The 13,821-nt window shown below is 53.2% G+C and carries 10 protein-coding genes; all 10 read left to right on the top strand.

The window, feature by feature from the left end:
• The first annotated feature begins 74 nt into the window (after nucleotides 1-74).
• The 10 genes from tssI (HV340_RS12755) to comJ all read left to right on the top strand — a co-directional run bounded on the left by tssI (HV340_RS12755) (nucleotide 75) and on the right by comJ (nucleotide 13,802).
• Nucleotides 75-2,003: a type VI secretion system tip protein TssI/VgrG gene (gene tssI / locus HV340_RS12755; RefSeq protein ID WP_050736957.1), complete on the top strand. Its 1,929-nt coding sequence runs from the start codon at nucleotides 75-77 to the stop codon at nucleotides 2,001-2,003.
• A gap of 11 nt (nucleotides 2,004-2,014) precedes the next feature.
• Nucleotides 2,015-2,809 (top strand): DcrB-related protein, encoded by a 795-nt coding sequence (locus HV340_RS12750; protein WP_059305775.1) that lies wholly within the window; start codon nucleotides 2,015-2,017, stop codon nucleotides 2,807-2,809.
• Nucleotides 2,810-2,811: 2 nt separating this feature from the next.
• On the top strand, nucleotides 2,812-4,146 hold the full coding sequence (locus HV340_RS12745) for a PAAR domain-containing protein (protein ID WP_044867268.1): 1,335 nt from the start codon (nucleotides 2,812-2,814) through the stop codon (nucleotides 4,144-4,146).
• Nucleotides 4,143-5,213 carry an ADP-ribosylarginine hydrolase Tri1 gene (tri1, locus tag HV340_RS12740; protein WP_059305774.1) on the top strand — a complete coding sequence of 357 codons (1,071 nt, stop codon included), beginning with the start codon at nucleotides 4,143-4,145 and terminating at the stop codon, nucleotides 5,211-5,213. Before HV340_RS12745 ends, tri1 begins: the two co-directional genes overlap by 4 nt.
• 257 nt (nucleotides 5,214-5,470) lie before the next feature.
• The gene (locus HV340_RS12735) at nucleotides 5,471-5,818 is read left to right on the top strand and encodes an immunity protein Tsi6 family protein (RefSeq protein ID WP_063924861.1); all 348 of its coding nucleotides are present in this window, start codon (nucleotides 5,471-5,473) and stop codon (nucleotides 5,816-5,818) included.
• 92 nt (nucleotides 5,819-5,910) lie between these two features.
• On the top strand, nucleotides 5,911-6,360 hold the full coding sequence (locus HV340_RS12730; protein ID WP_230941190.1) for a hypothetical protein: 450 nt from the start codon (nucleotides 5,911-5,913) through the stop codon (nucleotides 6,358-6,360).
• Nucleotides 6,361-6,534: 174 nt separating this feature from the next.
• Nucleotides 6,535-8,457 carry a type VI secretion system tip protein TssI/VgrG gene (gene tssI / locus HV340_RS12725; protein WP_063924862.1) on the top strand — a complete coding sequence of 641 codons (1,923 nt, stop codon included), beginning with the start codon at nucleotides 6,535-6,537 and terminating at the stop codon, nucleotides 8,455-8,457.
• A 75-nt stretch (nucleotides 8,458-8,532) separates the two neighbouring features.
• Entirely contained in the window at nucleotides 8,533-8,973 is a 441-nt protein-coding gene (locus HV340_RS12720) for a DcrB-related protein (RefSeq protein WP_025203902.1), read from the top strand.
• A 3-nt stretch (nucleotides 8,974-8,976) separates the two neighbouring features.
• Nucleotides 8,977-13,320 (top strand): RHS repeat-associated core domain-containing protein, encoded by a 4,344-nt coding sequence (locus HV340_RS12715; protein WP_074176872.1) that lies wholly within the window; start codon nucleotides 8,977-8,979, stop codon nucleotides 13,318-13,320.
• Entirely contained in the window at nucleotides 13,320-13,802 is a 483-nt protein-coding gene (gene comJ, locus HV340_RS12710; RefSeq protein WP_059305517.1) for a competence protein ComJ, read from the top strand. The genes HV340_RS12715 and comJ overlap by 1 nt, the downstream gene beginning before the upstream one ends.
• Nucleotides 13,803-13,821 lie beyond the last annotated feature (19 nt).

The raw sequence follows: 13,821 nt of genomic DNA, 5'->3' as shown, positions 1-13,821 counted from the left end.
CACTGCATAGTATTGCCATGACACATTTAGTGCCGTGAGTCTTTGCATTGCATAAGCCATACGGAATAAAGATTATGCTCAACCGAATTACCGTTCAGCTCCCGGTGGAGGGGCTTCTGTTCTGGAAACTCACAGGTCGCGAGGCGATGTCCGAGTCGTTCGCCCTGACGCTGACCTTGCTTGGCACGGATGCGCGCATTGACCGCAGCAAACTGCTGGGTCAGCCGGTCACGGTGACCATCCCGACGCAGAGCCTGCTGACGCCCCGCTATATCAATGGAAAAATCACCCGCGTGGCGGTGAGTGCCGTCGAGCTGACGGGCACCCGCTATGCGGTGTATCAGCTGACGGTGGAGCCGGACCTGTGGCCGATGAAGCGCGACCGTAACCTGCGTATCTTCCAGGGTCAGACGGTGCCGCAGATTGTGAAAACCCTGCTGGCTGAACATCAGGTTAACGTGGAAGATAAGCTCACCGGCAGCTACCGGGTGTGGGACTACTGCGTGCAGTATCAGGAGTCGAGCCTGGACTTCATCAGCCGTCTGATGGAGCTGGAGGGGATTGCGTATCACTTCAGCCACGAGGCGGACAAGCACACCCTGGTGCTCACCGACGCCGCGACGCAGCATCAGCCGTTCAGCGGCTACGAAGTCATTCCTTACCACCAGACGCCGTCCGGCGGCAGTACGGATGAAGAAGGTATCAGCCAGTGGGCGCTGGAGGACAGCGTCACCCCGGGGATTTACAGCCTCGATGATTACGACTTCCGCAAGCCGAACGCGTGGCTGTTCCAGGCGCAGCAGAACCCGGCGTCACCGAAACCGGGCAGTATCGACGTGTACGACTGGCCGGGACGGTTTGTTGAGACCGGGCATGCGGAGTTCTACGCCCGTATCCGTCAGGAGCGCTGGCAGGTGGAGCACCAGCAGATTCAGGCGACGGCCACGGCCGCGGGTATTGCACCGGGGCACACCTTCACCCTGACTAACGCCCCGTTCTTCAGTGATAACGGTGACTATCTGGTCACGGCGGCGGGTTACCATTTCGAGGAGAACCGCTACGCGAGCGGCGAGGGGGAAACCCTTCACCGCACTGATTTCGCGGTCATCCCGGCGTCGGTGTCATACCGTCCGGCGCAGAGCACGGCGTGGCCGCGTACTTACGGGCCACAGACCGCAAAAGTCGTGGGTCCAAACGGCGAAAGTATCTGGACGGACAAATATGGCCGCGTGAAGGTGAAATTCCACTGGGACCGTCTGGCGAAGGGGGATGACACCAGCTCCTGTTGGGTGCGCGTGTCGAGCGCCTGGGCGGGGCAGGGGTACGGCGGGGTGCAAATTCCGCGGGTCGGCGATGAGGTGGTGGTGGACTTTATCAACGGTGACCCGGACCGTCCGATTATTACTGGTCGCGTGTACAACGAGGCGAGCATGCCGCCGTGGGCGCTGCCGGCGGCGGCGACGCAGATGGGCTTTATGAGCCGCACGAAGGATGGCTCCGTGGATAATGCCAATGCCCTGCGCTTTGAGGACAAGGCGGGCGCAGAGCAGGTGTGGATCCAGGCCGAGCGCAATCTGGATATTAACGTCAAAAACGACGAAACACATTCTACTGAAAAAAATCGAACCCAGTTTGTTGGTGAAGATGAAACCTTACGGGTAGCGAAAAACCAGAAATCAGGGATTAAAGGCGATGTGGTATGCCTGACGGGGAACAGTCGAAACGATAAGGTCGTTAATAATTTTATACTTTCCGCAGGTAATACGCTGAGACTGGAATGTGGTGAAAGCGCCATCGAGCTATCAAAAGACGGTAGCGTTCATATCATTGGTAATAACTTTAACTTTACTGCAAAACAGAACGCACAAATTAATACGCTTTCCGGCGAATTGCACTTGAACCCTGATGACGGACGAAATGTCATCGATCCGCCTGGTGCATCCCTTCAGGGTGAAATCCAACAGGAAGTGGATAGTTTTTTTGTTATTAATGGCAACAAGTAAGAGTAACCCGAATGGCTGATTATATTCTTCAGGAAGCAACACTCGCCTTACCCGATGTATTTAAAGACAGAACCATGAATTTATTCACCATGAGTGATAACGGAGCTAGCGAGTTTACTTTTGTTGTTTCTCGTGCGACGGCAAAAAACGAAGATAAAGTCCATGATGCGGCCACCCGACTGGCGCGTGAACTGGAAATTACGGTGCCCGACTTTCGTCTTGAATCCTCTCAGATGACTTCTATTGATGGTCATCCGGCGGTAGAGCTTTTTTATCAGTTTAAAAATGATAACTCGGTCATTTTTCAGAAGCAGACGGTGATTTTACTCGCTGACCATCCTGGCGGGCAAAAGATGGTGTGTTACATCGGTACATGCCCGGGCGAATTTAGCGATTATTATCATAATCAATACCAGGAAATTATCCGTAGTATTAAGTTTCACAAACCTGCTCAAACGGATCCCAAAGAAATGCTCGCTGCCGACAGCCAGGGGCCTTTTTTTGCGCTTGATAGTGAGAGTAAAATTCTCCGTGTCTTTGAAAACATTCAGGAACTTTATGGACATCTTTCGCTTCAGCGGGCGAAAGAGGGTCAATATTTACTTTATGAAAAAAAAGGTAAACCACTCAGTATTGCACCCGTTCCGGACAGCCAACCCCTTCGTTATGCGCTCTGGACGACTTCCTCAGACAAATCACATCACTTGCTTCCACAACTTTCCGTATGCCGCCAGGTCTCTGGTTCTGACCAACTTAATACACCCGATCGGATACGTGGGTATCTGATGGCACAGCGAGCCGAATAGTTATGTCAGAATGTCTGGCCGCACGCGTAGATGATGAGATTGCTCATACAGCCTCAAAAGGCTGGATGATCGCAGGATTGGTGGGTGGGGCAATTCTGGGCGCTGCTGCCGTTGTCGTCACCGGAGGGACCGCGCTGGTTGCTGTTTCTGCCGTTGCGGCTGGGGCATGTGCTGCGGGTGGGCTGGGTGAACTCCTCGGCAGTATGTCATGGGCACCGCGTCACACGACAGGTACGCTGAAAGAAGGTTCACCCAATGTTTTTATCAACAGCCGAAAGGCGATCCGCGCACATCTATCAGCCGGAGAGTGTGATGAGCACAGCGGCAGCCTGCAACGGGTCGCGGAAGGTTCGATAAAAGTTTACATCAACAACTTCCCCGCCTCTCGCACAGGCGATAAATTGACATGCAGTGCTGAGATTAGTCAGGGATCGCGTAATGTTATTATCGGCGGAAGCAAGGTCCAGACCGATGAAATAAGTCCTGAAATCCCGGAATGGGTGAACTGGACGATGCTCGCCGTTGGTGCCGGAGCTATGGCGGTGCTCGCCAGTCCTGCTATCGCACTTCTGAGTACCCTCGGGGCGATGGGGGGTGGAACGGTTGGTAGCTACGCAGGTGGGATGCTGTTTGGCGAAGGTAGCGACGGTCAGAAATGGGGGATGCTGATCGGCTCGGTTATCGGCGGCGGGGCTGGCATGAAAGGCGGGGCGCGGTTTGATGCGTGGCGAGCTGGTAAATCAATGCCGCGCGTTAGTGCGGAACCCATTACAGCCCCAGCTTCGCCGAGGATGAGCTTAAGCGAAGCCGTAGGGAAACAACGAGCTGAAAAATGGATTACTCGTGGCAGAGAATTGGCAGATAATCGTGATCCTGCTTTGTCTGCTTTACTCAGTGATGAGCAAGTAGGCGCATTGTATGGTTATACTACCGATCCTGGCTACCAAATGGTAAACCCAGCATTACGAGGTATGAAACCAATGACTAAAGAAATGGAAGCATTTACTCAACATATAAATGATGGCCTGGACCAGCTTCCTGCTTTTAGTGGAGAGACATACCGCGGGATGAACAGCTTACCTTCACACATCTTGGATGGATATACTCCGGGCAAAACAGTTATCGATCCAGCCTTTGTTAGTACTGATGTTAATCAAGGCTTCAGCGGTCCTATCCAAATGCGTATTGAAGGTTTTTCCGGCCGGAAAATTGACTTCCTTTCAGAATTCAATGCAACAGAGACTGAAGTGCTATTTAAGCCTAATACATCGTTTGAGGTTATCAGCAGGTCAGATGAACTTGGGATAACAAATATAGAATTAAGGGAAATACCATGATCGACCTTCATACTGAAGACTCTGTAATCAATCATTATGCCGATCGCTATCGTACATACATGCCAATTAATGTCCGTAAGGCAATAAAAAATGACGGTATTGATGGTTTGAGTTCTTCACAAGCCTGGGATGAAACATTACCTTTAATTACGACTGAAGATATTTCACGTGATAAAGCACTTGGGGCGCTGGTCGGTTTGGCTGTTGGGGACGCAGTCGGCACTACTCTTGAGTTTAAGAAAAGAGACAGTGAACATGTAGCGGATATGATTGGTGGCGGACCTTTTCATTTAAAACCCGGTGAATGGACGGATGATACGTCCATGGCATTATGTCTGGCGGAAACTTATCTTTCAGAAAACAGAATGCATACCGATATACTTAGAAAATATCTCGTTAAATGGTATCTTAACGGTGATAATAGCAGTAATGGTCGGTGTTTCGATATTGGCAATACGACGCGATTTGCGCTTGAACAGTATTTGCGTATCGGGCCTTCCTGGTATGGTAATACCGAGAAACACACTGCTGGTAATGCTGGGGTTATTCGTCAAGCTCCGGTGTCTATCTTTCGTCGAAAATCGCTGCGCGCGATTTACTTCGAATCCCAGGCTCAGAGTCGCGCAACTCATGGCGCGGTAGAGTCAATTAATGCATGCCAATTTCTCGGATTGGTATTGCACTATTTAATTAACGGTTATAAAAAAGAAGAAGCTTTTTCCCCTCATGTTTTCCCACTATGCGCGCGTGTAATGATCATAAATGCGGGTGAGTATAAGCAAAAAACTCGCGATCAGATTCGTTCAAGTGGTTATGTAATAGATACGCTTGAGGCCGCGATGTGGTCCGTATGGAATACGGATAATTTCAGAGATGCTATTCTGTTGGCCGCCAATCTTGCCGATGATGCTGACAGCGTTGCGGCGACGGCAGGACAAATAGCGGGAGCATTATATGGTTATTCTGGTATTCCGTCGGAGTGGAAAAACAAACTTGTACAACACGCGCGTATCGCCAAAATGGCAGGTGAACTGTTTGATAGAGCTCCTGAGGATAATTTTTTATAATTGAATAATTCATATGGCACGGCTATTGTAGCGTGCCATTCAGTTGGAGAGAAAATGTTGGGTTAATGTGAAGTTACATGTGAGGAAAACAACTCACTTTGCCAGCATAGAAAATATACTGAATTATGCAAAAAAAGTAGAGTAGTTCGGTAATATTGCTTCCCGTGCCTGGTATTTGGCTAGTTAAAAATATCCCTACCAGCCAAAAGGTAGGGGGTACAGAATTTATTAAGATAAAAATATGTCTAAAAGTGCTCATGAATAAAGAAAATTATAACGAGCTGAATTATATCAATGATGCCATTAATATAATCAATAAACGATTGGAAACAAAACCTGATTTTTCACTGTATGTTATGGTGAAGTGCCAGTTGGATTATATTAAATCTGTTTTGGTTGGCGCTGAAAAAGATAAAAGTAAATTACATTCATTGAATCTTGGAGTACTTGCATCTAAAGAATTTGATACAACAGATGCCGAACTTGCTGAGCATTTATCTAATGCTAATTATATAGCTTCGCAGATGGGGAAAGGATTGAAGATCATTCTTCCTCATGAACAAGATGTGGAATATTTGAAAAGACAAAAAAGACATCTCAAATGATTAAGTTTTTTGTTTTAATGTATGAAGGTTGTGAATGTTTTAGCCCGGTCGGTCTTATTTTTAATGTTTGTATGGTGATGCTGGAAATATGAGTGGAGAATGAAAAGGTGAAATGGATTGGTTGTATATTTTTCATTTTTGTCACTTTGGCATATATCTGGAATGGAAAAGATTTCTTCAATAAAAAGCAATGGTTCCTGGCCGGATTGATGTTTTTTCTAGTGTTAGTGGCTACGGTCGTTATCGGATTTACGTTGAAATGGCTCGCTCAGTCAATGTCATTATTCTCCGTTGCAACGGCAAAACACTATTCGATTATCTTTTCTATGTCTTTTCTGTGCGTATGGGGACTAAAAGTTACCGTTGTGCTGCTCTGCACGATCTTTTCCGGAATTATAGGGAGGCACAAAAAATACAATGCGGAAAATTATGGAAAAATATCGTCTATGACTCACGTCGTTGCGCCTGGCTTACTTATCATTGCCAAAATTGTAGTTTCCCTGGGTAGCGTCCTTATGTTTTCAGGTTTATGGCTTAAATAAGCACGACATTGACTCAAATTATCTAAATTGAACTTCAGGAAAAGTAGTCTTGTTTTGTGGCAAGGGAAGTAACTCTTACAGCTACTCATCATCACATTAACAGCGCTCCCGCTTTGCTTATCGACGATGAGTTAACTTCTGGCATTGAGATTAGTCCATAGTGGAAGAAAGATTATGCTCAACCGAATTACCGTTCAGCTCCCGGTGGAGGGGCTTCTGTTCTGGAAACTCACAGGTCGCGAGGCGATGTCCGAGTCGTTCGCCCTGACGCTGACCTTGCTTGGCACGGATGCGCGCATTGACCGCAGCAAACTGCTGGGTCAGCCGGTCACGGTGACCATCCCGACGCAGAGCCTGCTGACGCCCCGCTATATCAATGGAAAAATCACCCGCGTGGCGGTGAGTGCCGTCGAGCTGACGGGCACCCGCTATGCGGTGTATCAGCTGACGGTGGAGCCGGACCTGTGGCCGATGAAGCGCGACCGTAACCTGCGTATCTTCCAGGGTCAGACGGTGCCGCAGATTGTGAAAACCCTGCTGGCTGAACATCAGGTTAACGTGGAAGATAAGCTCACCGGCAGCTACCGGGTGTGGGACTACTGCGTGCAGTATCAGGAGTCGAGCCTGGACTTCATCAGCCGTCTGATGGAGCTGGAGGGGATTGCGTATCACTTCAGCCACGAGGCGGACAAGCACACCCTGGTGCTCACCGACGCCGCGACGCAGCATCAGCCGTTCAGCGGCTACGAAGTCATTCCTTACCACCAGACGCCGTCCGGCGGCAGTACGGATGAAGAAGGTATCAGCCAGTGGGCGCTGGAGGACAGCGTCACCCCGGGGATTTACAGCCTCGATGATTACGACTTCCGCAAGCCGAACGCGTGGCTGTTCCAGGCGCAGCAGAACCCGGCGTCACCGAAACCGGGCAGTATCGACGTGTACGACTGGCCGGGACGGTTTGTTGAGACCGGGCATGCGGAGTTCTACGCCCGTATCCGTCAGGAGCGCTGGCAGGTGGAGCACCAGCAGATTCAGGCGACGGCCACGGCCGCGGGTATTGCACCGGGACACACCTTCACCCTGACTAACGCCCCGTTCTTCAGTGATAACGGTGACTATCTGGTCACGGCGGCGGGTTACCATTTCGAGGAGAACCGCTACGCGAGCGGCGAGGGTGAAACCCTTCACCGCACTGATTTCGCGGTCATCCCGGCGTCGGTGTCATACCGTCCGGCGCAGAGCACGGCGTGGCCGCGCACCTACGGCCCACAGACGGCAAAGGTTGTGGGACCAAACGGGGAGAGTATCTGGACGGACAAATATGGCCGCGTGAAGGTGAAATTCCACTGGGACCGTCTGGCGAAGGGGGATGACACCAGCTCCTGCTGGGTGCGCGTGTCGAGCGCCTGGGCGGGTCAGGGGTACGGCGGAGTGCAAATCCCGCGAGTCGGCGATGAGGTGGTGGTGGACTTTATCAACGGTGACCCGGACCGTCCGATTATCACCGGGCGGGTGTATAACGAAGCAAGCATGCCGCCGTGGGCGCTGCCGGCGGCGGCCACGCAGATGGGTTTTATGAGCCGCACGAAGGATGGCTCCGTGGATAATGCCAATGCCCTGCGCTTTGAGGACAAGGCGGGTGCAGAGCAGGTGTGGATCCAGGCTGAGCGCAACATGGACACCAGCATTAAGAACGATGAAACGCACAGCGTCGGTGGCGAGCGCAGCCATTATGTGAAGAAAAATGAGCTGCATCGGGTGGAAGCGAATCAGATCCAGGCGGTGAAAGGCGGAACAGAGATCCTGACGGGCAAAGGCAAGCTGGATGCGGCGGTGGAGCAATATGTCATTGCTTCCGGTACGAAGCTACGGCTGGTCTCTGGTGAAAGCGCAATTGAGCTGAACGCTAACGGCAAGATTAACCTCATCGGCAAAGAGTTTAATTTCTTCGTTGAAGGGGATGGTCATATCACCACCGGCGGTAAGCTGCACCTGAATACGTCTGGCACACAACCGGGCACCACGGCGCCGGGTTCCGGGCATAAAGGGGATATTGATGCGGCGGTGCAGGAGAAATTTACGACGCCGGAAGAGTAACCGTTTTCAGTCTGCCGCCGGGTTGTCTATGGCGGCATGTAAATCCCTTCAGCAATTTGAGACACGAGTTCAGCGATGAAATATACCCTCCAGGAAGGTTCGTTTTCCCTTTTTCCTGCTGCCTGGCAGGACAACAGTATGAATATTATTCGCGATAACGAAAGCGGATTGTCCGTCGTGGTCAGCCGCGGCGGTATCCCGGATGGCAGCGACTATGAGAAAGAGTTTCACCGCCAGTGGGAACTACTACGTCCGCAGATGGGCGAGATTGCCCAAAGCGCATTCCAGGGCGTAAAGGTCGGGCCTGACGGAAAAATTAACGCGCTGGAAGTCGAGACGACTTTTGACAGTAACGGACAGCGCATTTGGCAAAAACAGCTGGCCGTACAAACGCCGGGCAAGCCGGTGTTGATGATTTTTACCCTCTCGGCGCTCAGAGCATTCACCGCAGAGGATGAGGTGCGCTGGAGCGCACTTAAGCAGAGTCTGACGCTAAACGACAACCGGAATGTGTAAGGCATGAGCGATAATAACGCGGCCCGTCAGGGCGACGAGATCATTCACTCCAGCATTTTTGCGGATATCACCAGTATTGTGGCGGAAGGTGCGGCCTATGCCGTTATCGGCGCTGCCGTGGGCGCGGCGGCAACCGTTGCTGCTCCGCTGCTGGGGGCGGGTGCCGCCGCTGCGGGCGTGGCGGCTATTGGATCCAGCTGTCTGTTAAGTGGGATCATTGGCGGCGTACTGGCAAACGTGGCAGGTATAACTGACGATATCAGCAACGCCGCCGAAGGCTTAGGCAACGCGCTGTTCCCACCGTCGCCAGCGGGCAAAATCACCACCGGGTCTGATAACGTTCTGACGAACGCGATTCCCGCTGCACGAGCGGCCGGGACGCTGACGCCCGCCGACACACCGTCACCTGAACCACAGTCTCCGGGCAGCTTTGCCGATTACGCCGGCATGCTGCTTTCCGCCGCTGGACAGTTTGGCAGCGAGATGTGGCAGCCGAGCGTGGCTTCTGCCGCCGCGGGAACCTCGCCGCTGGAAGAAGACAAGGTGGCGTGCGAAAAGCACTCCGGGCCGCAGTATCTGGCGGAAGGCTCTAAAAGCGTCTTTATCAACGGACAGCCCGCGGTACGTGCAAAAGATCGCACCACCTGCGAAGGCACCGTTTCCGACGATGTCTCCCCGAATGTGATCATCGGCGGGGACACGCTCACGGTCCGCGATATCAAAAGCGGTAAAACGCCGGGTCTGGCGCTGGGGATGATTGCGCTCTCCCTGCTGCGCGGACGTCCGGGTAAAATCCTGAAAAATATGCCCTGTGCACTGGCGGCAGCCGGCGGTGGCATGCTGGCCGATATGGCCGTTAATGCTGTGTTTGGCTCCTCGCACCCGGTTCACGCCGCCACCGGCGTAAAGGTGCTGAATGATGACGATGAACTCGATTTCTCACTGCCGGGACGCATCCCGCTGCGCTGGCAGCGCAGCTACAACAGCCTGACCACCCGTGAAGGGCTGTTTGGTCTGGGTTGGGCGACAACCTTTGACAGCTATCTGACGCTCGAAGAGAACAACGCGACCTGGTTCGACGAAACCGGCCGTGAGCTAAGCTTTGAGCTGCCGCCCGTCGATCGCGCGTTTTACAGCATCAGCGAAGGCATCATCATCCGCCGCAATGAGAGCGGCGACGTGGCGATTGCCGACGATGACGGCGCGGTATGGCGTCTGTATAAACCGACCCGGGCGAATCCCACCATCCTGCGTCTGGCCTCCCTCAGCGACGAATACGGTAACGCGCTGCTGACGGAGTGGGATGAACACGGCAGGCTGGTCAATCTTCACGATGAGCCACGGGCGATTGATGTCACCCTGCGCTATGAAGATGAGCGTTTCCCACAGCGCGCCACCTCTGCCAGCCATTTTGACGGCAACCGTACCTGGCCGCTGATGCAGTGGGGTTACGATGCGCGTGGCCAGCTGGCGAGTGCGACGGATGCCTCTGGCGTAGTAACGCGTGAATACCGCTATAACGACCACGGCCTGATGGTCTGGCACCGCCTGCCAGGCGGGCTGGAGAGCGAATACCGCTGGCAAAAATTCGACCACTGGCGCGTGGTGGAAAACCGCACCAGCACCGGCGACGGCTGCCGCTTCACCTATGATTTAGCCGCCGGGCTGACGACCGTCGAGCACTACGATGGCCAGACGCGTAAGCACTACTGGAACGCGCAAAATCTGATTGTCCGCTACGTTGACGAGCGCGGTGAAAACTGGTGCTACGAGTGGGATGAAAACGAACTTCTGACCCGTCGCGTCGATCCCCTCGGGAACGCCGTCACCTTCGTCTACGACGAAATGGGCAACCGGGTGCAGGAAATCGACGCCGACGGCAATACCCGCACCACCACCTGGCTGGAGCACCGCGCGCTGCCGTCAGCCATCATTGAAGCCGACGGCAGTGCGACCCGTTTCTGGTACGACGAACATCACGGGCTGAAGCGTGTGGTAGACCCGATGGGGCAGACAACATTGCTGCGCCGGGACGAGTTTGGTCAGGTCGTTGAAGAAGTTGATGCCGCGGGAAACCGTCGCTACCAGGAGTACAACGAGGCCGGGCAGGTCATTCGTGCCACAGACTGTTCAGGACGAATAACCCGCTATACCTATCATCCGCTGGGCTGGTTAACGACTGAGATCGGCGCTGACGGCGAAGAGACGCGCTATCGCTACGATGCCGCAGGGCGTCCGGTGCAACTCGATCGACCGGAAGGCTGGACAGAGTCGCTCGCATGGAACGAACGCGGCCTGCCGGTGACGCATGCGGGCGCTGATGGCAAAGAAAGTGAGTTTAAATATGACGAGGCAGGACGATTAACCGCTACGCGTAATACTCAGGGTGAAGAGGTCCGCCGCCGCTGGGACAGCCGCGGGCGACTGATTGCCCTGGAAAATGAAAACGGCGAAGCGTACCAGTTCCGCTGGGGCGCGGACTCGCTGCTGCTGGAAGAGGTGGGGCTCGATGGCGTGGCCTCACAGTATCGCTATGACGCCTGCGGGCGTACGATAGCGCGCACGTTTGCCGCCGGTCATCCGGAAGCCATCACCCATGCCTTCGCCTGGAGCGCCAGTGGCCAGCTGGTTGCCCGCACCACGCCGGAAGGGCAGACCCGTTATCACTACACACCGTCAGGTTTGCTGAGTCGTATTGGACTTCATCCGGCACTTTCCGTTGACGCCTGGAGTGCAGAGGCAGAACAGGAACTTGCCTTTGAGTATGACGCCCTGGGGCGTGTCACGCGTGAAGTGGGCGAGCACGGTGAGCTGGCATGGGAGTATGATGCTCTCGGCAACCGCACTTCCGTCACGCTGCCCGATGGCCGCGAGCTGAAACAGTTCTACTACGGCAGCGGGCATCTGCTCAGCATTGCCCTCGATAAGCTGTCGGTCTCTGATTTTACCCGTGACGAACTCCACCGTGAGACCAGCCGCACCCAGGGGCTGCTGACCACCCGTAGCGAATACGATCGTCTTGGGCGACTGCATCGCCGGGACGTCTTTACCGGCAATGCCCAGCGCCCGTCGCCGCGCCGCTGGTCCCGCCGCTGGGATTACGACTACCGCAATAACCTGGTGCGGGAAGAGCGGGACGATAACCCGTTCAGCTGGTACCGCTGGCAGTACGACAGCGCCGGGCGTTTGCTTGTTCAGGACGGCACGCTGCCTGGCCAGGAGCAGTGGCGCTGGGATGCTGCCGGTAACCCGCTTGAAGGTTCTGCTGAGAAGGTCACGCACAACCGCCTGACGCAACTGAACGGCATTCGCTGGCGTTATGACATCCACGGCCGCACCGTGGAGAAGGATAACGGCCAGACCCGCTGGCACTACCGCTACGACGGTGAGCACCGTCTGACGGAAGTCATCAGCCAGCCGCGGGACCGCAACAAACCGCAGACGCAGGTCAGCTTCCGCTACGATCCACTCGGGCGACGCATCAGCAAAACGCGACGCCAGATGCTGGGCGGACAGCCAACCGGCAAGCCGGTTACCACCCGGTTTGTCTGGGAAGGGTTCCGCCTGCTGCAGGAGGTGCACGGGGATGTGCCGCTGACCTACGTCTACAGCGATCAGGACAGCTACGACCCGCTGGCGCGTATTGACGGCGTAGATGCCCCGGAGATCTTCTGGTTCCACTGTCAGCCCAACGGCACGCCGGAGCGGATGACGGATATCGAAGGGCTGGTGCGCTGGGAAGGGGTGAACAGCGCCTGGGGCAAGCTGCTGCGGGAAAGCGAGACGCAGGTATCAGGATATTCTCAGAACCTGCGCATGCAGGGGCAATACCTGGACCGTGAGACAGGGCTGCACTACAATCTCTTCCGGTATTACGACCCGGACTGCGGGCGGTTTACGCAGCAGGACCCGATAGGGCTGGCGGGGGGGATAAACTTATATAAATATACTATTAACCCTCTTACCTGGATAGATCCTCTGGGTTTAGCTGGTTGCACTTTAACAAAATCGAAGTCAAAAAATTACGAATACGTTTTGAAATTGAAACGCTCTGAATATCCTGCAACGTTTGGTCACATATCAGACGCGATCGATTTAGGGCATGCAAAGGTTGTAACAATCCAACGAGGCACTGCGAAAGCTAACAGGAAAACGAGTCTAAAAAATATCAAAACAAAGCCTGGTTATGATCGTGATGAATGGCCTATGGCGATGTTTAAAGAAGGCGGTGATGGCGCTAGCGTAAGATATATAGATCCTAGTGATAACCGTGGTGCAGGTTCAAGTATTGGTAATGTTTTATCAGAACTGCCAGATGGAACAAGAATAAAAGTCGAGGTAATATAATGAGTGATAAGAGCATGCAAACAGTAGATCTACTTATTTCGCATAGTCAAATATTGTTACGATCCCGAGACTATGACGAAAAGCTGAGTCAGTGGGGAAAAGGCAATGTTTCTCAAGGCGCTGTTCTACACAAGGATTATGTTATATTCGATCCATTACCAGAGGACGCGTTTGGAGCAAACGTCAATATCAAAATAGAGAATGCTTTCAAATTGGATGAAAATGCTCAGCGCTGTATTGTTGTACCATTTTTCATTACGGATAAACATAAGCTGCAAATCGCTTCTGCAACGGAGAAATTCGATTTAAATATAGATGTGAACGATAAAGTTTATTCACTCTTTTATGAGATTTGTGAAGGCGATGAAATTTACTATAATTTCACTCTTGTACCGGCAAAAGAAGCTGTTGCTGCTAAGTTTTTACTAGATGACCCTTGGGGAGGAATAAAAGATCATCCTCTCAAAGAGGGGGTTTTTTAAATGTAATACTAACCGGGGA

The organism is Enterobacter sp. RHBSTW-00975 (assembly GCF_013615235.1).
In the GTDB taxonomy this organism is placed as follows: Bacteria; Pseudomonadota; Gammaproteobacteria; order Enterobacterales; family Enterobacteriaceae; genus Enterobacter; species Enterobacter ludwigii.
The sequence above is the reverse complement of the archived record's forward strand: the minus strand, read 5'-3'. Positions and strand labels throughout refer to the sequence as shown.

Excerpts from the sequence above, each read along its gene's own strand:
- tssI (WP_050736957.1), top strand. The coding sequence starts at position 75 with ATGCTCAACCGAATTACCGTTCAGCTCCCGGTGGAGGGGCTTCTGTTC.
- HV340_RS12750 (WP_059305775.1), top strand. The coding sequence starts at position 2,015 with ATGGCTGATTATATTCTTCAGGAAGCAACACTCGCCTTACCCGATGTA.
- HV340_RS12745 (WP_044867268.1), top strand. The coding sequence starts at position 2,812 with ATGTCAGAATGTCTGGCCGCACGCGTAGATGATGAGATTGCTCATACA.
- tri1 (WP_059305774.1), top strand. The coding sequence starts at position 4,143 with ATGATCGACCTTCATACTGAAGACTCTGTAATCAATCATTATGCCGAT.
- HV340_RS12735 (WP_063924861.1), top strand. The coding sequence starts at position 5,471 with ATGAATAAAGAAAATTATAACGAGCTGAATTATATCAATGATGCCATT.
- tssI (WP_063924862.1), top strand. The coding sequence starts at position 6,535 with ATGCTCAACCGAATTACCGTTCAGCTCCCGGTGGAGGGGCTTCTGTTC.
- HV340_RS12720 (WP_025203902.1), top strand. The coding sequence starts at position 8,533 with ATGAAATATACCCTCCAGGAAGGTTCGTTTTCCCTTTTTCCTGCTGCC.
- HV340_RS12715 (WP_074176872.1), top strand. The coding sequence starts at position 8,977 with ATGAGCGATAATAACGCGGCCCGTCAGGGCGACGAGATCATTCACTCC.
- comJ (WP_059305517.1), top strand. The coding sequence starts at position 13,320 with ATGAGTGATAAGAGCATGCAAACAGTAGATCTACTTATTTCGCATAGT.